Here is a 17,228-nt window from a genome sequence, read left to right on the forward strand (position 1 = left end):
GATAATTTAATTTTCTGTTCTAATTTTGAACCATAAAAAAATAGAATGGCAACAGATACTTTATCAAAAGATCAGACGATAAACGGATGGATTAACGGTTTTATAGGCGTATTGCTTTTCAGCGGTTCTTTACCGGCCACGAAACTTGCCGTAACGGATATGGATCCTGTTTTTGTCACCATCGCCCGTGCAGGAATTGCAGGAATATTGGCTTTGTCGGTTTTATTAATCTATAAAGAAAAGATACCCTCCAAAAAACAGATATTTCCATTGGTACTTGTATCAGTTGGCTGTGTCATCGGGTTTCCGTTGCTTTCTTCACTGGCTTTGCAGTATCTTACTTCGGCTCATTCTATTGTATTCTTAGGAATGTTGCCTCTTGCTACTGCTGTATTCGGTGTTTTCCGAGGTGGAGAGCGTCCGCATCCTATATTCTGGTTTTTTTCTATTATCGGAAGTCTTCTGGTGATCGGCTATGCTGTCTTTCAAGGGATTTCTGCATCTCCAACTGGCGATATCTTAATGCTTGCGGCCATCATTTTATGTGGACTGGGATATGCCGAAGGAGCAAAACTTTCAAAAGACCTGGGCGGATGGCAGGTTATTTCTTGGGCCTTGGTAATTGCATTACCTCTGATGCTTCCGTTATTCTTTTTTTATTTTCCGGATTCTGTTGAGCAGGTAAGCACAGGAGCTTGGCTGGGATTAGCTTATATTGCACTATTCAGTATGTTTATCGGGTTCATATTCTGGTACCGCGGGCTTGCTCAGGGCGGGATCACCACTGTGGGCCAGTTACAGCTGCTACAGCCGTTTTTTGGATTAGGTTTAGCGGCCTGTTTGCTTCATGAGCCGGTAAACATCGGGATGATCGGCGTAACAATCGGAGTTATTCTGTGCGTTGCCGGTACAAAAAAGTTTGTTAAATAATGACTTTTTCAAAAAATAAGGCTTATGACCCAAATCATAAAGTTTTGTGCGTTTTATTTATAGTTTTGTCATATAAATATGAATTTTTCATTTAAATACAAATATCAATATCATTTATTCATGAAAATTTCATAAAAACACCACACGACAAAATAAAATAGTATGAAAATTATCACATCATTAAGCCTTATTATGGTACTTACAGTTCTGAGCTGCAAAAAGGAAAAAGAAAATCAGGTAAACAATAGCATTGACACTATATCCACCTCTGATAACACAGTAACTCCTCCGGTAACTTCTGATACCATAACTACGGCAATTCCTCCAAGAGACAGTGCCTATACTGTTACTACACCAGGATCTTCCAAAAAGGATTCAATAAAATAATAATTTTCATTCAGATTCTTTGTATCATCCAAAGCGCATTGGATGTATCGGTGTAAAATATTGAATACCAATGCTTTATTAACTCATTTTAACTATCGTATTATTAAAGTCGGTGCGATTTTTGCACTAACAAAATACTGTTCTATAAAATTTTTTACTAAGATCTGTTTTGTCAACTTTTTTAACATTATTAATTTTAAAAGCAACTATTATGGTAATTAGTGAAAAAATCTTATTCTCTACAGGAGGGATTATCGGGGAATATAATCCCTCTGAAATAATTTTCAGCGAAGGTGATTTACCTCATTTTTATTATCAGATTATTGAGGGAGAAGTAAAGCTCAATAATTACAATGAAGAAGGAAAAGAGAGCATTCAGGGTTTGCTGACAGACGGGCAAAGTATCGGTGAATCTTTACTTTTTACAGATAATCTTTATCCCTTCAATGCAGTTTCCCTTAGTCATTGTAAAATTATAAAGCTTTCAAAACATCTGTTTATTGGGTTATTGAAACAACACCCTGAAATTTGTTTTGATATAAATAAATTCCTTTCTCAGAGATTGTATTTTAAACATGTCATGGCACAAAATATTTCGTCTCAAAACCCGGCCAATAAGCTTAAAACCCTCCTGGATTATTTTAAAAGCCAACAGTCAGAAAATAAGCCTTATTCTTTTCTGGTACCTTTAACCCGTCAACAAATGGCCAATTTTACCGGCTTATGTGTAGAAACGGTTATAAGAGCTTTAAAAAAAATGGAGCAAAATAATTTGCTGCAAATTGAGAACAGAAAAATTTTGTATTAACACTAATCATTCTTATTTTTCTTACTAAAACCAAAAATATGAAAACGATTAGCTGTATGAATATTGACCCGGAACTTTTATACTCGTTCGGTGCTGAAGATAAGAGTTATAAATCCCGGGAATTGATTTTCAGAGAAGGTGATCACGCACTGTATTATTATCAGATTACTGAAGGAAAAGTAAAACTTAATAATTACAATGAAGAAGGAAAAGAGTTTATTCACAATATATTAGGTGAAAACCAGAGTTTTGGAGATTCATTGCTGTTTCTGGAAAAACTGTATCCAACTAACGCCATATCTCTGAAAGCCTCTAAAATTATAAGAATCCCTAAAAACAGATTTCTGGAATTACTAAGAATACATCCTGAAATTTCTTTGAGTATGAACGCCTGCCTTTCCCAAAGGCTCTACTATAAGGTTTTAATGACAAAATACATGGCATCTCCAAATCCTGTATTAAGATTGAAAGGCCTTATGGATTATTTAAAAAGCTATACAGAAAACGACTGTCAGTTTTGCTTTCATGTAGAGCTTACCAGACAGCAGATTGCCAACCTGACCGGCTTGCGGGTAGAAACTGTCATCAGGACTTTGAAAAAAATGAACGAAGAGAACTCATTAAAAATTGACAAAAAGAGAATATTATATTAGTAACATGACTCCAGTCATAAAAAATCTATATTTTCTCACTTATTTTTGATATACCAATTTATCATTACTTTATCTGGATAAAGTACACATTTAACGGTTTCGATTTAAGAAAGCATCAAATTATTAATTGTTGTTCAATACTAGTCACGCTCAATAATTAATTAATAAATCACTTAATATTAATTACAAAAAATTTAGAGTTATGAACACTAGAAATTCAAACAATCGTAGTTCAAGGAGAAATTCTTCGGATGAGTCAAGATCAACGCTTGAGGAAGTTTATCAATTAGGATATGACCACGGTTACAGCGACGCGTCGGAAGAAGAAGAATATGATGATGATTTCTCAGACTTTGAGGATTATTATGATGATTACAATGACGACGACGATGATGATTATGATGACGAAGAATATGACGATGACTACGATGATAATGAAGATGATGAGAACAGCAACGGCCGCGGAGGCCGGAGAGGAGGTTCCCGTGGTGGAAACCAACAAAGAGATGATCAGGGAAGATTCACTTTCGGAAGCGGAAGAGGTCGTTCTAATTCGGGATCAGGTTCTGGGAGAGGAAGATCCGGAGGATCAGGGAATGACTCAGGCTCAAGAAGTTCAAATTCAAGATCCGGTGGCAGCAGTCGTTCAGGGCGTAGCTCCAACTCAGGATCAGGTAATAGCAATGGTACATCAAAAAGAGGTTTTGCTTCCATGAGCAAAGCTGAACGTACCAGAATCGCCCGTATGGGAGGCCAGGCTTCTCATGGTGGTGGAAGATCCTCCAGCTCAAATTCCAACTCCGGTTCGGGAAGAGGAAGATCCGGCGGAAATGGCGGTTCAGGTCGTGGTTCCAATTCAGGTTCAGGAAGATCCGGATTTGGAGGCAGACGTAATTCATAATTATTAATGATTGCCTCTTTATTATTAAATGTAAAGAGGTAATCTTTTCAATTCAACACCAACACATATCTAATATATTATGGCAACCAAAACAACAGAAAACAACAGTATAAACACTACAGGTGCAGCAACTGCTGAGAAAAAAATACCGGTAGACAATGCTTCCGTAGATAAAAATGAAATGAAAAACTCTTCCCTGCACAAATTTTTTGTAAGCTCTTTAAAGGATATTTATTATGCCGAAAATGCAATTATTGATGCGCTTGAAAAAATGCAGGAAGCTGCTACAACTGAAGAATTGAAAGATGCTTTTGAAGATCATCAGCTACAGACCAAAAAACACATCAGCCGTCTGGAAAAAGTCTTCAAATTAATTGATGAAAAGCCTGAAAAAAAGGAATGTGAAGCAATTAAAGGAATTATCAAAGAAGGAGAAGAAATTATAAAATCCACTCAAGACGGCTCTATGACAAGAGATGCTGCATTGATCATTGCTGCTCAGAAAGTAGAACATTATGAGATTGCAACCTATGGCGGCCTTGCCCAGCTCGCTATCACAATGGGACATGACAAAGCTGCCGATCTCCTGGAGAAAACTCTCGAAGAAGAGGAAGATACCGATTATAATCTCACTGAAATTGCCGAGACATTTATCAATTTCGATGCAGAACAGGAAGATTAAGATACTCTATCATAAGCCATATAGAATATACTGTATGGCTTATTTAACCATGAAACTAATTATATATGGATTGTCGAAAAATAGTAAGATCATTGAAATCTGACCGCTTCATAAGAGTTACCAATCAGGGGAACTGGTTTGAAAACGGAGCTACGATTTATGCAAAAGAAATAAAGGAAAATATTTTTCTATTATTTGTCATCCTTAAAGACGTAGATATTGAAAATGTACGGGCTCTGATCGCACATTTTGATTGTTTTAAAAGTATCGGACTGAAAGAACCTGAACAGATCATGTTTTATCTTTCGATTAAAGACAAAGAAGACCTTCATTATTTTGAAAAATATTTAAAAACCCTGTCCGTATGATATTTGAAAACGACACTTTAAAATATTCAGGTCTCTATGACAAAAACAACCCGATAGAGAATGAATCTTTATTTCCGAGTGAGATCAATTCATACGGAGTAATGGCATTTCTGATCAAATCTCTGGAAAAGATCAAAAATAATGCACAATGTGAAGTCCTTAAAAGGATAATCGACGCCCATATCAGCGAATACCTTCTTCATATCAGTAAGTACCATAATGAAAACTCAGGAAAAATAATGAATTCGGGTACAGAAACCTCATTTGAAGAACCCTATTTCACTCTATATGCCAAAACAGCTTATTATAAAGTTTTAAAAGAAGAAGAATATCTGAATAAATTATTGAGCACTTTAGAAACAGGACAAACATCTGATACCGGTGCACCAACTTTGATTTGATCGTTTAATCCACAAAACAAAAAATAATATGAAAGACCAGAAACAAAATAATAAAAAGTCAGACCAGCTGGAATCATTAACCACTTCCAATGATAATGAAATGCTTACCACAAACCAGGGGCTCAAGATTAATGACAATCAAAATTCATTAAAATCCGGCGACAGAGGCCCTACCTTATTGGAAGATTTTATTTTAAGGGAAAAGATCACCCATTTTGATCATGAAAGGATTCCTGAAAGGATCGTTCATGCCCGCGGCTCAGGTGCTCATGGCGTTTTTAAGCTTAACAAAAGTCTTGCTCAATACACCAAAGCCGGGTTTTTAAGTGAGGTCGGAAAAGAAACACCGGTCTTTGTAAGGTTCTCAACCGTTGCAGGGAGTAGAGGAAGTACCGATCTGGCAAGAGATGTAAGAGGATTTGCCATTAAATTTTATACTGACGAAGGAAATTATGATCTGGTAGCGAATAATATGCCCGTTTTTTTCATTCAGGATGCGATTAAATTTCCGGATCTTGTACATGCCGTAAAACCGGAACCGGACAACGAAATTCCACAGGCAGCTTCAGCTCATGATACATTCTGGGATTTCATCTCACTAATGCCGGAAAGTATGCACATGATCATGTGGCTGATGAGCGACAGAGCCATTCCAAGAAGCTTAAGAATGATGGAAGGATTTGGGGTACATTCTTTTAAGTTTATTAACGAAGAAGGGAAATCCCATTTTGTAAAATTCCATTTTAAACCTAAATTGGGAGTACATTCCGTTGCCTGGGATGAAGCCCAGAAAATTTCGGGAGTAGATCCGGATTTCCACCGCAGAGATTTGTGGGAAGCTATTGAAGCCGGAAGTTTTCCTGAATGGGATTTCGGAGTGCAGCTTATTCCCGAGGAAGACGAAAATAAATATGATTTTGACCTTCTTGACCCTACCAAAATCGTTCCTGAAGAAGTAGTACCCGTAGAAATTGTAGGAACCCTGACTTTAAATAGAAATCCGGATAACTTTTTTGCAGAAACCGAACAGATTGCATTTCATCCCGGACATCTTATCCCCGGAATTGATTTCACTAACGACCCATTGCTGCAGGGAAGATTATTTTCATATACAGATACCCAGCTTTCAAGACTGGGATCACCAAACTTTCACGAAATCCCGATCAACAGATCAGTTAATACCGTTCACAACAACCAGCGTGACGGGCATATGAGACAGCAGATCGTAAAAGGAAAAGTAAGCTATGAACCCAATTCTATCGGTGGTGGCTGCCCTTTTCAGGCTATGATGAAGGAAGGCGGCTTTACCTCCCATCAGGAAAAGGTTTCGGGAACTAAAATCCGTCAAAGAAGCAAAAGTTTTGTTGACCATTATTCGCAGGCTAAATTATTTTACAACAGCCAGTCGGCCCCGGAAAAACTGCACCTTCAGAATGCACTTATTTTTGAATTGTCAAAAGTTACCATTCCTGAAATCAGGGAAAGAGTAGTAGGACAGATTTCATTTATTGATAAAACTCTAGCTTCAAGGGTAGCTGAAAAATTAGGAGTAAAAGTTAAAAAACCTGATCTTCCCAATCAAAGTATTCCGGCAGACGCCAATCCTGCAGATCTGCAAAGTGAGGAAAGAGAACCAAAAACAAAAATCTCTGATGCGCTGAGCATGAAAGATACTGTAAAAGACACCATTAAAACAAGGAAAATAGGCTTTATTACAGCCAACGGAGCTGATGCAGGTGCCCTTACCACATTGAAAGATAAACTTGAAAAAGAAGGAGCAAAAGTAGAGCTCATTGCGCCAAGCCTTGCCCCGGTAAGAATCAATGACGGGACAAAGCTTACCCCGAAACATTCTCTTACCAGTACTGCAAGCGTATGTTTTGATGCTTTATATATTTCTGCAGGTGAAGATTCTGCAAAAGAACTCTTACTGCCGGAAAACAAGCACCAGGCTTTACATTTCATCAATGAGGCTTATAAGCACTGTAAGGCGATCTATTTCGGGGCAGGTACCGAAGGACTTTATAAGAGCAGCAATGTGGCTTTGAAAAAACATGAAGACCCGGCCATCATCACCTGGTCAGAGAACAAGCCGCAAAACAAATTCGTAGATGCAATTGCCGGCCACAGGGTCTGGGATCTGGAATTAGAAAGAAATTCCTAATCATTTTCAACATAATCAGAAACACCTTCACATCACATTTAAATATAAAACCATGAAAGCTTTAATTTTTCATCCACAGATTCAAGATGCTAATGATGCTACTTTAAAAGTACAGAAATGACCATCACATTTATTCGGGCGGTGTCCTTAAAACCCGCCCCGGGATAAATGGAGTATAAATTTCCTCTCAGAATTTATCCGGATATAATACTTAATTCTTTTTAACAGCTTAAAACAAAATGCTATGGAATTTCAAAAAAATCTTTTAGAATACATAAGTCATTCATTGATCACGACAAATGAAACCATTTCAATTGTAGAAAGTGTGACTTCCGGATGTCTGCAATTGGCCTTCTCACAGATGCCGAATGCTTCATTATTTTACAAGGGCGGAATGACCGCTTATACACTTCCGGAAAAAGTAAGATTACTGAATGTAGACAAAACAGAAGCCGAAGAATGCGATTGTGTTTCAGAAAATATCGCGGAAACAATGGCTCTTAATATTGCAAAGTTATATGAAACCGATTGGTCCATTGCCACAACAGGTTATTGTACACCCATAAGAAATTCTGCATATAAAATTTTTGCCTATTTCTCTTTTGCTTACAAGGGTGAAATCATTCTTACCAAAAAACTTGAACTGCATCCCAAAACACAGGCCCTGAATGCCCAGTTATATTACACAGAATTTATTTTAGGATGCTTTAAAAGTGAAATGAATAAACAGCTATTAATTTTAGAATAAATCTATGGAACGTAAAAATCAATATGTACTGGTAACAGGAGCAACCAGCGGAATCGGCTACGAGCTGGCAAAATTATTTGCAAAAAACGGCTATGACCTGATTATCGTTGCCAGGGATCATGAAGAATTAAAAAACAAATCCCAGGAATTTAAAAACTATGGTGTCAACGTGATCAGTATTTCAAAAAATCTGTTTCTGCAGGATGAAGTCTATGCGCTTTATTCTGAATTAAAATTAAATGGCATAACCCCTGAGATCCTTGTCAACAACGCAGGGCAGGGTGTTTACGGAAAATTTACGGATACCGACATCCACAGAGAAATAGATATTGTGAACCTGAATATTACTTCGGTTATCATACTGACCAAATTATTTTTAAAGGACCGCATGGCTAAAGGATCAGGGAAAATTTTAAACCTAGCTTCCATAGCCAGCAAATCTCCCGGTCCGTGGCAGTCGGTTTATCATGGGACTAAAGCTTTCATACTGTCGTGGTCTGAAGCCATCCGTGAAGAGCTGAAGGATACCGGAATTACGGTAACAGCACTTTTGCCGGGACCTACCGATACTGATTTCTTCAATAAAGCAGACATGAACAAAAGTAAAATCCTGCAGGATAAAGATAATCTGGCATCAGCTGCAGAAGTGGCATTAGAGGGTTACAATGCGTTGATGAACGGAGATGACCAATTGATTCCGGGATTTAAGAATAAGCTTAATGTCGCTATGTCAAACTTCACGACAGACAGCAGGGCAGCACATACTATGGGAGAAATGCAGAAACCTGCAACTGAAAAATAAAAATACAATGAGTGGATTGAGATTAAAAGACAAGTCTGTTCTTATCACGGGAGCTGACAGTGGAATAGGTAAAGCAGTCGCCCTGCTTTTTGCAAAAGAAGGAGCCAATATTGCCATTATTTATCATGAAGATGATGAAAGCGCCGAAACCACCAAAAATGAAATTCTGAATCTGGGACGGGAATGCATTATTTTTCCCGGAGATATCAATGATTATGAATTTTGTGAAGAAACAACGGCAAAAGTGATTATGGAATTCGGTGGAATTGATATTCTGATCAACAATGCAGGCATTCAGTTTCCGTCAGACAATATCGGAACTCTTGAAGAAGAAAACATCAGGAAAACTTTTGATTCTAATATTATCGGGATGATTCTGCTGACCAAAGTCGTATTTCCTTATCTGAAAGAAGGCGGAACGATTGTTAATACCACATCAGCCGTTGCCTATCAGGGACATGCCGAGCTTCTGGATTATTCCGCTACCAAAGGGGCCATCGTTTCATTTACACGCTCTCTGGCTTTACAGGCAAAACCAAAAGGCATCCGGGTGAATGCAGTCGCACCGGGACCTGTAGCGACACCTCTTACTAAAGAAACCTTTGGCGAAGAAGAGGAAAACTCCAATAAACCGCCTTTTGAAAGAAACGCAACTCCGGAAGAAGTGGCCGCCAGTTTTTTGTTTCTGGTAAGCGAAGATGCCGCACAGATTACAGGACAGGTGCTGCATCCCAATGGCGGACTGATTGTAAACGGATAAAAGGAAATTTAGATAAATAATGAAAAACAACACTTAAAATTATCACAATATGAAAGCAACAGCAACTATTCTTTTAGGAATCTTCTGTCTTTTTTCTTCAGCTTCATGCAGATGTAATCTTGATGAAGAAGAACCAAAGACAAAATATAAGAACAATAGCAAAAGTAACGGATCTGCCGAAAGCGATACGATATCTGTGAAAAGATAAAATACTATGGCTCCGGTTATTCAGTATTTAATTATCATCATTTAAAACAAAAAATATGTTCAGAGACGGCGCAAAAAAAAGTATCTGGCAGGAGGAGATCAAAAGATTTTCTTCGGAAGCCGGTCTGGAGACCGTGTTTGATGTAGCAGTAATTGGTGCAGGTATTACGGGCACATCAACAGCCTTAAAATTACAGGAAGAAGGAAAAAAATGTATTCTTCTGGAAGCAGCCAATATCGGTTTCGGAACCACCGGTGGTACTACCGCACATTTAAATGATTTTTTTGATACGACTTATTCTGAAGTCATCAGTAATTTTGGGCAGGAAAGTGCTGAGTTACTCTATAAAGCAGCTGTTGAAGCCTTAAATATTATCCGGATAAATATTCAGAAATACAATATAGATTGTGATTTTGAAGACAGAGCAGGATATCTTTTTGCTTTGGATGAGAAACAGCAAAAACAATTAAAATCCATTGTGGAAGGAGCTTTGAAAGTAGGGCACACCATGTCTTATACCCATGAGATTCCGTTTCCCATTCCATTTGAAAAAGCCGTAATAATTCCCGGGCAGGCACAGTTTCATCCCATAAAATATATCAGGGGATTGTGTGAAGCTTTTTTAAATTTGGGTGGACTTATCCTCGAAGATTGCCGCTGTAAAGAGCACACGGAAGAAGATGGGATCATCAGCTTACAGACCGAAAAAGGAGTAATAAAAGCCCGAAACCTGGTTTATGCCACCCATATTCCGACAGGAGTTAATATTCTTCACTTTATGAATGCTCCGTATCGCAGCTATGCATTGAGTTTCACATTAAAAAGCGGCAATTATCCCAATGCGCTTGGATATGACCTCTATGATCCTTACCGGTATTACCGTACTCATGAGATCAACGGCCGGAAAATGATTATTGCCGGCGGAGAAGATCATAAATCCGGTCATGCAGACGATACCGAACAGTGTTTTAAGAATCTTGAGAACTATTTACGGCAATATTTTGACATTGATGAAATCGTTTACAGCTGGTCCAGTCAGTATTTCGAACCAGCAGACGGTTTACCTTATATCGGCAGAATGCCAGGAAGCCGGGAAAACGTTTTTGTTTCAACAGGTTTCCGGGGTAACGGGATGATGTTCGGAACCATCACTTCGAAAATCATCACCGGCCTCATTACAGAAGGGAAAAGTGAATATGAAGAATTATTTGATCCTAAAAGAATAAAACCCGTCGCCGGATTCGGAAATTTTGTGAAGGAAAGTGCAGATGTGGTATTCACCTTTATTAAGGATAAAATTTTTAAAGATAAGCTTGAATCTCTTACCAAAATCAAAGAGGAGGAAGGCGAAGTGGTAAAATACGAAGGCGAATCTTATGCCTTATACAAGGAAGCCAACGGAAAATTACACATTTTAAAAAGTGCCTGTACTCATACTCAATGTGAAATTCGCTGGAACAATGCAGAGAAAACCTGGGATTGCCCCTGCCATGGCTCAAGATTCAATATCAACGGAAAAGTACTGAATGCTCCTGCCGTAAAAGATTTACAACGGTTGGATCCTGAAGAATTATAAAGAAACCTAAAAACACACTGCCATGTCTAAAAAAAGTTTTTTTTACCGGAACAGTCTCAGCATTGTTTTAATCATACTGATGTTATCCTGTCTTGCAGGGCAGTTTTTCACAGGCTGGAAAACCGAGAACAAAGAGCTGACCGAAAACGGTGAAACCGCGTTAAATATAGGGCAATATGTACACAGCGGGCATTTCATTCAGGCTACATTTGAAAATTGGGAAAGTGAATTTCTCCAGATGATGCTCTATGTACTGTTAACCGTTTCTTTACGTCAGAAAGGCTCGAGCGAATCAAAATCCCTGGAAGAAAAAGAAGACGTTGATAAAGAGCCGGTTCCGCATCCGAACGCTCCGTGGCCCGTTAAAAAAGGCGGAATATGGCTTACCATCTATAAACATTCGCTGTCAATCGCATTTGCCATCCTGTTTATCGTCAGCTTCTCGCTTCATTTCTATGGAAGCCTTAAGGATTTTAATACGGAACAGATCTCGAAAAACCTGCCTCCAATCGATGCCCGGCAATACCTTTTTGAATCAAGGTTCTGGTTTGAATCGCTTCAGAACTGGCAAAGTGAATTCTTAGCTGTTGCATCGCTCGTAATTTTATCCATCTGGCTCAGGGAAAAAGGTTCACCGGAATCAAAGCCTGTTGACATGGCCCATGATGAAACCCCTTAATTATAATAAATGCTATTTTTATGTATTCAAAATTTCTTCAAAATTGAATATGTAAATTAGCAGCATGAAAATACTGATCATAGAAGACGAAACAGAACTGGCGAAAAGCACCGCAGAATATCTTTCAGAAGAAAATTATCTGTGTGAGTTTGCGACGACTTTTCATGAAGCCATGAATAAAATCGAAATGTTTGACTATGACTGTATTTTATTAGACATCATGCTTCCCGATGGCAATGGTCTTAAAATCCTTGAGGAACTGAAAAAACAGAATAAACAGGACGGTGTGATTATCATTTCCGCCAAAAATGCCCTGGATGATAAAATCAACGGTTTGAAAATGGGTGCCGATGATTATCTTACAAAACCTTTTCATCTTTCTGAGCTTATGGCAAGAATCTATTCTATCATTCGCCGCAAGCAATTCAACAATTCAAATGTCATCAGTCAAAATGAGCTGCAGATCGATCTTTTAGCTAAAACGGTCAGCATTGATCATGAACCCATTGCACTTACCAAAAAAGAATTTGACCTTCTGATCTATTTTATAGGAAACAAAAACAAGGTGATTTCCAAAAGCACACTGGCAGAGCATCTTTCCGGTGATTTTGCCGATATGCTCGATAATCATGATTTTGTATATGCCCACGTAAAAAACCTTAAAAAGAAGCTGTATGACGCCGGTTGTGAGCATTATTTAAAAACAGTTTACGGAACAGGATATAAATGGGTCTCGCAATGATCATCGATAAGCCATGATTGATCAATGAAATATGATATATTTTCCACCAATATTCTCTAACTTTCAGCTCATAACTCATAACTCATAACTCATAACTCATAATTTATAACCCATCCCTCTTGAAACCTCTATTAAGCAAAACCACCAAACCATTCCTGATCTATGTACTTATCGTACTGATCATCAGCATTCCCGTATATTACTGGGTAGTAGATTCGATATGGAAAGATGAGCTTGATAATCACAACAGGGCTGTCGTAGAAAAAACGGCGTATGAATTTAACAGGCTTAAACTTTCCGATGAAGAACTTGAGAGGAGCATTGCCTTATGGAACAGTATTCAGCCTGCAACCAATATTGAAAAAGTTCCGTCTAATACTTTAAAGAGAGACCATGTTTTCATTGTTGAAAAAAAAGAATCATTCTCATCCGATCCGGAGCTTGAGCGTTACCGGTGTCTCAAAAAGGTTGTCAATATTAATAATCAGTCTTATCTTTTTACAGTAGAAACAAATATTGAAGAAACTCATGAGACGATTGCCGTACTTGCCGTAACCACGGTTTTCTTTTTTATTCTTATTGTTTTGGGCCTGTTATTTTTGAACAGAAAACTTTCCGACAGCATCTGGAAGCCTTTCCGGAATACGCTGGAAAAATTAAAAACCTTCAATCTGAACAGCCAGAACAAAATCGTATTTGATACAACAGATACGATAGAATTTGAAGAACTTAACCGGTCTTTAAGTAAATTAATAGAGCATACGGTTTCCGTTTACAAAACCCAGAAAGAATTTACAGAAAATGCATCACACGAGTTGCAGACGCCTTTAGCCATCATTAAAAATAAGCTGGATATTTTAATGCAGGATAAAGATCTTACCCAGAATCAATACCAGATTGCAGAAGAGATCAACAAAGCATTGACAAGAAGTTCAAGGATCAACAAAAACCTTCTGTTACTGGCTAAAATCGATAATAACCAGTTTGATGATTCCGAACTGATCTCCCTGGATCTATTGGTACGCCAAAGCATGGAGACTCTGGAAGAACATTTTCAGCAAAAAAATATTTCCGTTGAATCTTATATTTTCCCTGAAGTAATGGTGAATAAAAACAGCAGTTTAACCGAAATCCTGATCAACAATCTTCTGCTGAATGCCATTCGTCATACTCCAAACAACGGCTTTATTTCTGTAAAGCTGACCGAATCATCATTCGTCGTGATGAATTCAGGAACCGAAACGTTGAATGCAGAGCTGCTTTTTAAAAGATTTTCCAGACAATCCGCCAACAATAGCGGAAGCGGTTTAGGACTTTCCATCATTAAAGAAATAGCCAGATACCAAAAATGGACCGTCGATTATAAATTCGAAAATAACAGGCATATTTTTACGGTTTACCTGTAAATTATTCAGGTTGATCAATACAATACTTTCTTTCATTTGAAAATTCCGGAAATCCTACATTGAATTTGGCTTCACAGATCAATCTGCTGACTGTTTTATTCGGTTATCTGAACCGGATTTAAAACCCGGAAAATGAAAGACCTTTAAATTTTAAGGTATTCTAAATCTTTTATTCCAAATTTCTTCTAAATTGAATGGCAATTTCGTGTTATTAATTTTTATTAAAGACACTCAATGAAAGGTTTAATTTCCGGCTTGATTCTAATGATGATAAGCTTTCAAAAAGTTGATGCACAGGATAGTTTGTCAGTCAGCAACATTCAGGATACTGCAGTAGTTTCAACATTAAAAACAGAAGATAAAACCCATCAGTTCAGTTATAAAAAGCTGATCGTTCCTGCCACTCTGATTTCCTATGGTGTGGCAAGCTTAAGCATTAAAGGATTGAAACAGCTGAATTTTTCAACTCAATACGAAATCAGTGAACATCAGCCTGACCACATAAGATTAGATAATTATACCCAATTTGCACCTGCCGTATTAGTATATGGTTTAAATGCCGCAGGGGTAGAAGGAAAGCATAATTTCCGGGACAGAAGTATTATTTACGGAACTTCTTTATTAATCACTTCTGCATTTGTGCTTCCGTTAAAACATATTACCAATGAAGAACGACCGGACCGCTCCAATAACCTGTCTTTTCCATCGGGTCACACGGCTATGGCTTTTGCTTCTGCCCAGTTTATGTTCAGAGAGTATAAAGACACCAATTTCCTGCTGGCTATTTCGGGATATTCATTGGCTGCTTTCACCGGAATTTACAGAATGCTGAATAATAAACATTGGTTTGGCGATGTTATAGGTGGGGCAGGTTTCGGGATTCTGTCAACAGAACTTGCCTATTGGTTATATCCTAAAATCAATTCGCTGCTCGGTGGTAAAAAAGAAAAATCCCAAACGGTGATCATGCCTTATTACCAGAAAGGAAATCTGGGGATAGGCTTCGTTAAAAATTTTTAGCAGATTTAAGCATTAAAAACTTCTGCAATGATTTTTATGCTGTTCTCCAGTTGCTCTTCCGAAAGAGAGCCATAGCTGAGCCTGAAACCATTAACCGTTTCTCCAAAGCTGTATTGTTCCGGATGAATTATTTTAATGCTTTTATTTAACAATAAACCAGTTACAGCATCCCAGTTCAATTTCGCTTTAGGGGTAATCCAGAAGGCAAGGCCACCGTCCGGCAATGAATAATCTGCAGTATTTTTAAGGTGTTTTTCCAAAAGCTGATACACAAAATCTCTTTTGTTTTTATAGTGAATCGTCGCTTTTTTAATATGCTTTTTCACAGCTCCGTCTTTGATCAGCTGTAATACCGCATGCTCCATAATAATATCTCCCTGCACATCAATTATTTTCCTCAGGTTTCCGATTTTAGCCAGCAATTCCTGGTCTTTACAAACCAGATACCCGATCCTTAAAGCAGGAGCCACGACTTTACTCATGGTTCCCACATAGACATAATTTTTAAGTTCCGGAAAGCTTGAAACCGGAAGAATGGGGCGGTACCCGAAATGAAATTCATTATCATAATCATCTTCAATAATAGTAAACCCATACCGGTTTGATAATTCAATCAATTTCAGCCTTCGTGTTAAACTTAAAGTAACTGTTGTAGGATATTGTCTGTGAGGTGTTATATAAATAGCTTTGATCTTTTTATTCTGTTTTAAAAGCTTTATAATATCGTCTATAGATATACCTTCTGCATCCACGGCGACAGGTAAAAGTTTTGCACCGGCATGTTTAAAAGCATTCCAGGCCGGCTGATATCCGGGGCTTTCTACAATCACATAATCGTTTTTAGCGATAAGGCTCTGAGTGGTAAGATACATTGCCATCTGGCTTCCGCGGGTGATTGAAACCTGATGTGCATCAATATGCATTCCTCTCTGATGATTCAGCATATGTGAAATGGCTTTCCTGAATTCAGAGGAACCATGCTCATCGCCATAACCCATCATCTGCCATTTCGCTTTCCGGTTGAATATTTGCCGGTAAGCTCTGGCCAGCTCAGTAACCGGAGCAATTTTACTGTCCGGATGCCCGTCATCAAAATTAATTAAAAACAGATTTTCAGGTTCTTTTGTTTTCAAAGAGCCGGATTCAGTTTCGTCAGGTTTATTCTGTACTGCCGGTAACTGATCCGACACAAATATTCCTTTTCTTTCTTTGGCAAAAACCCATTCTTCATTAATCAGGACCTGATAGGCTTCAACTACCGTATTCCTGTTGATTTTCAGCATTTGGGCCAGATTTCTGCTTCCGGGAAGAGCTTCTCCGGCTTTAAGCCTTCCGGATTGAATACTATTAATAAACATATCCGCAATCTGTAAATAGACCGCCTTATCAAGCTTTTTATCAATCTCAAATTCCAATTTCCAAGGTCTCAACATCTGGACTACTTATTTATATAAAAACTGAATCATTAAACCAGTCCAAAGATACTCTAATTTTGTCTCGCAATAAAGCACAAAACCATTAAAATTTTAGAATCATGGACCACAAACAATTCAGTTCAAAAGATTTTCACAAAACTTTCGCAAGACCGGAATATGTAAAACCCAGCCATCTTATTCACAGAAACGTAGAAAATGCAGGTGAACATAATCAGTTTTCAACAGAACGGAAACATCCCGTTTTCTTTGTAGACCTGCCAAGCAAAAATGTCAGCATGACGATCGGAGGTTTATTACCCGGACAGCAAACCAATAAACACAGACATACCTATGAAACGGTTTTATATGTGATCGAAGGAAAAGGCTGGACCGAAATAGAAGGTGAAAAAGTAGATTGGCAGGCAGGAGACGCCGTTTATATTCCTTCATGGGCATGGCATAAGCATCAGAATCTGAGCGATACGGAATCAGCCAAATATATTGCCTGTGAAAATGCTCCACAACTTCAAAACCTTGGGGTTGCATTAAGAGAGGAAGAAGGAAGAGATCTGTAAATA

General features: G+C 38.1%; 20 protein-coding genes. 19 read left to right on the forward strand and 1 reads right to left on the reverse strand.

The window, feature by feature from the left end:
• The first annotated feature begins 45 nt into the window (after positions 1-45).
• The 18 genes from AB8P06_RS10885 (at position 46) to AB8P06_RS10970 (ending at position 15,235) form a co-directional block, all read left to right on the forward strand.
• The gene (locus AB8P06_RS10885; RefSeq protein WP_369841461.1) at positions 46-930 is read left to right on the forward strand and encodes a DMT family transporter; all 885 of its coding nucleotides are present in this window, start codon (positions 46-48) and stop codon (positions 928-930) included.
• 162 nt (positions 931-1,092) lie between these two features.
• Positions 1,093-1,317, forward strand: coding sequence for a hypothetical protein (locus AB8P06_RS10890; protein ID WP_369841464.1), 225 nt, complete (start codon positions 1,093-1,095; stop codon positions 1,315-1,317).
• A gap of 211 nt (positions 1,318-1,528) precedes the next feature.
• Entirely contained in the window at positions 1,529-2,125 is a 597-nt protein-coding gene (locus tag AB8P06_RS10895) for a Crp/Fnr family transcriptional regulator (protein WP_369841466.1), read from the forward strand.
• Positions 2,126-2,163: 38 nt separating this feature from the next.
• Positions 2,164-2,778, forward strand: a complete 615-nt coding sequence (locus tag AB8P06_RS10900; RefSeq protein WP_369841469.1) for a Crp/Fnr family transcriptional regulator — start codon at positions 2,164-2,166, stop codon at positions 2,776-2,778.
• 202 nt (positions 2,779-2,980) lie between these two features.
• Positions 2,981-3,679: a KGG domain-containing protein gene (locus AB8P06_RS10905; RefSeq protein ID WP_369841471.1), complete on the forward strand. Its 699-nt coding sequence runs from the start codon at positions 2,981-2,983 to the stop codon at positions 3,677-3,679.
• A gap of 79 nt (positions 3,680-3,758) precedes the next feature.
• Positions 3,759-4,361: a ferritin-like domain-containing protein gene (locus AB8P06_RS10910; protein WP_369841473.1), complete on the forward strand. Its 603-nt coding sequence runs from the start codon at positions 3,759-3,761 to the stop codon at positions 4,359-4,361.
• A gap of 65 nt (positions 4,362-4,426) precedes the next feature.
• Entirely contained in the window at positions 4,427-4,729 is a 303-nt protein-coding gene (locus AB8P06_RS10915) for a hypothetical protein (RefSeq protein WP_369841475.1), read from the forward strand.
• A complete protein-coding gene (locus AB8P06_RS10920; protein WP_369841478.1) occupies positions 4,726-5,130 on the forward strand; it encodes a hypothetical protein in 405 nt (134 codons plus the stop codon). Before AB8P06_RS10915 ends, AB8P06_RS10920 begins: the two co-directional genes overlap by 4 nt.
• Positions 5,131-5,158: 28 nt before the next feature.
• The gene (locus AB8P06_RS10925) at positions 5,159-7,294 is read left to right on the forward strand and encodes a catalase (RefSeq protein ID WP_369841480.1); all 2,136 of its coding nucleotides are present in this window, start codon (positions 5,159-5,161) and stop codon (positions 7,292-7,294) included.
• 244 nt (positions 7,295-7,538) lie between these two features.
• Positions 7,539-8,042: a CinA family protein gene (locus AB8P06_RS10930; protein WP_369841482.1), complete on the forward strand. Its 504-nt coding sequence runs from the start codon at positions 7,539-7,541 to the stop codon at positions 8,040-8,042.
• Between the two features lie 4 nt (positions 8,043-8,046).
• Complete coding sequence (locus tag AB8P06_RS10935) at positions 8,047-8,844, forward strand: SDR family NAD(P)-dependent oxidoreductase (RefSeq protein ID WP_369841485.1); 798 nt, start codon at positions 8,047-8,049, stop codon at positions 8,842-8,844.
• A 7-nt stretch (positions 8,845-8,851) separates the two neighbouring features.
• Positions 8,852-9,604, forward strand: coding sequence for an SDR family oxidoreductase (locus AB8P06_RS10940; protein WP_369841487.1), 753 nt, complete (start codon positions 8,852-8,854; stop codon positions 9,602-9,604).
• Between the two features lie 49 nt (positions 9,605-9,653).
• Positions 9,654-9,812 carry a hypothetical protein gene (locus AB8P06_RS10945; protein ID WP_369841489.1) on the forward strand — a complete coding sequence of 53 codons (159 nt, stop codon included), beginning with the start codon at positions 9,654-9,656 and terminating at the stop codon, positions 9,810-9,812.
• A 55-nt stretch (positions 9,813-9,867) separates the two neighbouring features.
• The gene (locus tag AB8P06_RS10950) at positions 9,868-11,388 is read left to right on the forward strand and encodes an FAD-dependent oxidoreductase (protein ID WP_369841490.1); all 1,521 of its coding nucleotides are present in this window, start codon (positions 9,868-9,870) and stop codon (positions 11,386-11,388) included.
• A gap of 22 nt (positions 11,389-11,410) precedes the next feature.
• Complete coding sequence (locus tag AB8P06_RS10955; RefSeq protein WP_369841491.1) at positions 11,411-12,067, forward strand: DUF6766 family protein; 657 nt, start codon at positions 11,411-11,413, stop codon at positions 12,065-12,067.
• A 64-nt stretch (positions 12,068-12,131) separates the two neighbouring features.
• Positions 12,132-12,809 carry a response regulator transcription factor gene (locus AB8P06_RS10960; protein WP_369841493.1) on the forward strand — a complete coding sequence of 226 codons (678 nt, stop codon included), beginning with the start codon at positions 12,132-12,134 and terminating at the stop codon, positions 12,807-12,809.
• A gap of 119 nt (positions 12,810-12,928) precedes the next feature.
• On the forward strand, positions 12,929-14,215 hold the full coding sequence (locus tag AB8P06_RS10965) for a sensor histidine kinase (protein WP_369841494.1): 1,287 nt from the start codon (positions 12,929-12,931) through the stop codon (positions 14,213-14,215).
• Between the two features lie 234 nt (positions 14,216-14,449).
• A complete protein-coding gene (locus AB8P06_RS10970; RefSeq protein WP_369841496.1) occupies positions 14,450-15,235 on the forward strand; it encodes a phosphatase PAP2 family protein in 786 nt (261 codons plus the stop codon).
• Positions 15,236-15,240: 5 nt separating this feature from the next.
• On the opposite strand, the gene pdxR is transcribed toward AB8P06_RS10970, so the two are convergent.
• On the reverse strand, positions 15,241-16,668 hold the full coding sequence (gene pdxR / locus AB8P06_RS10975) for a MocR-like pyridoxine biosynthesis transcription factor PdxR (protein WP_369841499.1): 1,428 nt from the start codon (positions 16,666-16,668) through the stop codon (positions 15,241-15,243).
• 101 nt (positions 16,669-16,769) lie between these two features.
• Here pdxR and AB8P06_RS10980 point away from each other — a divergent pair, with 101 nt between their 5' ends.
• A complete protein-coding gene (locus tag AB8P06_RS10980; RefSeq protein WP_369841502.1) occupies positions 16,770-17,225 on the forward strand; it encodes a cupin domain-containing protein in 456 nt (151 codons plus the stop codon).
• Positions 17,226-17,228: the final 3 nt, after the last annotated feature.

It is taken from the genome of Chryseobacterium tongliaonense (assembly GCF_041224435.1).
Taxonomy (GTDB): domain Bacteria; phylum Bacteroidota; class Bacteroidia; order Flavobacteriales; family Weeksellaceae; genus Chryseobacterium; species Chryseobacterium tongliaoense.

Coding starts and splice junctions, on each gene's coding strand:
- AB8P06_RS10885 (WP_369841461.1), top strand. CDS start 46: ATGGCAACAGATACTTTATCAAAAGATCAGACGATAAACGGATGGATT.
- AB8P06_RS10890 (WP_369841464.1), top strand. CDS start 1,093: ATGAAAATTATCACATCATTAAGCCTTATTATGGTACTTACAGTTCTG.
- AB8P06_RS10895 (WP_369841466.1), top strand. CDS start 1,529: ATGGTAATTAGTGAAAAAATCTTATTCTCTACAGGAGGGATTATCGGG.
- AB8P06_RS10900 (WP_369841469.1), top strand. CDS start 2,164: ATGAAAACGATTAGCTGTATGAATATTGACCCGGAACTTTTATACTCG.
- AB8P06_RS10905 (WP_369841471.1), top strand. CDS start 2,981: ATGAACACTAGAAATTCAAACAATCGTAGTTCAAGGAGAAATTCTTCG.
- AB8P06_RS10910 (WP_369841473.1), top strand. CDS start 3,759: ATGGCAACCAAAACAACAGAAAACAACAGTATAAACACTACAGGTGCA.
- AB8P06_RS10915 (WP_369841475.1), top strand. CDS start 4,427: ATGGATTGTCGAAAAATAGTAAGATCATTGAAATCTGACCGCTTCATA.
- AB8P06_RS10920 (WP_369841478.1), top strand. CDS start 4,726: ATGATATTTGAAAACGACACTTTAAAATATTCAGGTCTCTATGACAAA.
- AB8P06_RS10925 (WP_369841480.1), top strand. CDS start 5,159: ATGAAAGACCAGAAACAAAATAATAAAAAGTCAGACCAGCTGGAATCA.
- AB8P06_RS10930 (WP_369841482.1), top strand. CDS start 7,539: ATGGAATTTCAAAAAAATCTTTTAGAATACATAAGTCATTCATTGATC.
- AB8P06_RS10935 (WP_369841485.1), top strand. CDS start 8,047: ATGGAACGTAAAAATCAATATGTACTGGTAACAGGAGCAACCAGCGGA.
- AB8P06_RS10940 (WP_369841487.1), top strand. CDS start 8,852: ATGAGTGGATTGAGATTAAAAGACAAGTCTGTTCTTATCACGGGAGCT.
- AB8P06_RS10945 (WP_369841489.1), top strand. CDS start 9,654: ATGAAAGCAACAGCAACTATTCTTTTAGGAATCTTCTGTCTTTTTTCT.
- AB8P06_RS10950 (WP_369841490.1), top strand. CDS start 9,868: ATGTTCAGAGACGGCGCAAAAAAAAGTATCTGGCAGGAGGAGATCAAA.
- AB8P06_RS10955 (WP_369841491.1), top strand. CDS start 11,411: ATGTCTAAAAAAAGTTTTTTTTACCGGAACAGTCTCAGCATTGTTTTA.
- AB8P06_RS10960 (WP_369841493.1), top strand. CDS start 12,132: ATGAAAATACTGATCATAGAAGACGAAACAGAACTGGCGAAAAGCACC.
- AB8P06_RS10970 (WP_369841496.1), top strand. CDS start 14,450: ATGAAAGGTTTAATTTCCGGCTTGATTCTAATGATGATAAGCTTTCAA.
- pdxR (WP_369841499.1), bottom strand. CDS start 16,668: ATGTTGAGACCTTGGAAATTGGAATTTGAGATTGATAAAAAGCTTGAT.
- AB8P06_RS10980 (WP_369841502.1), top strand. CDS start 16,770: ATGGACCACAAACAATTCAGTTCAAAAGATTTTCACAAAACTTTCGCA.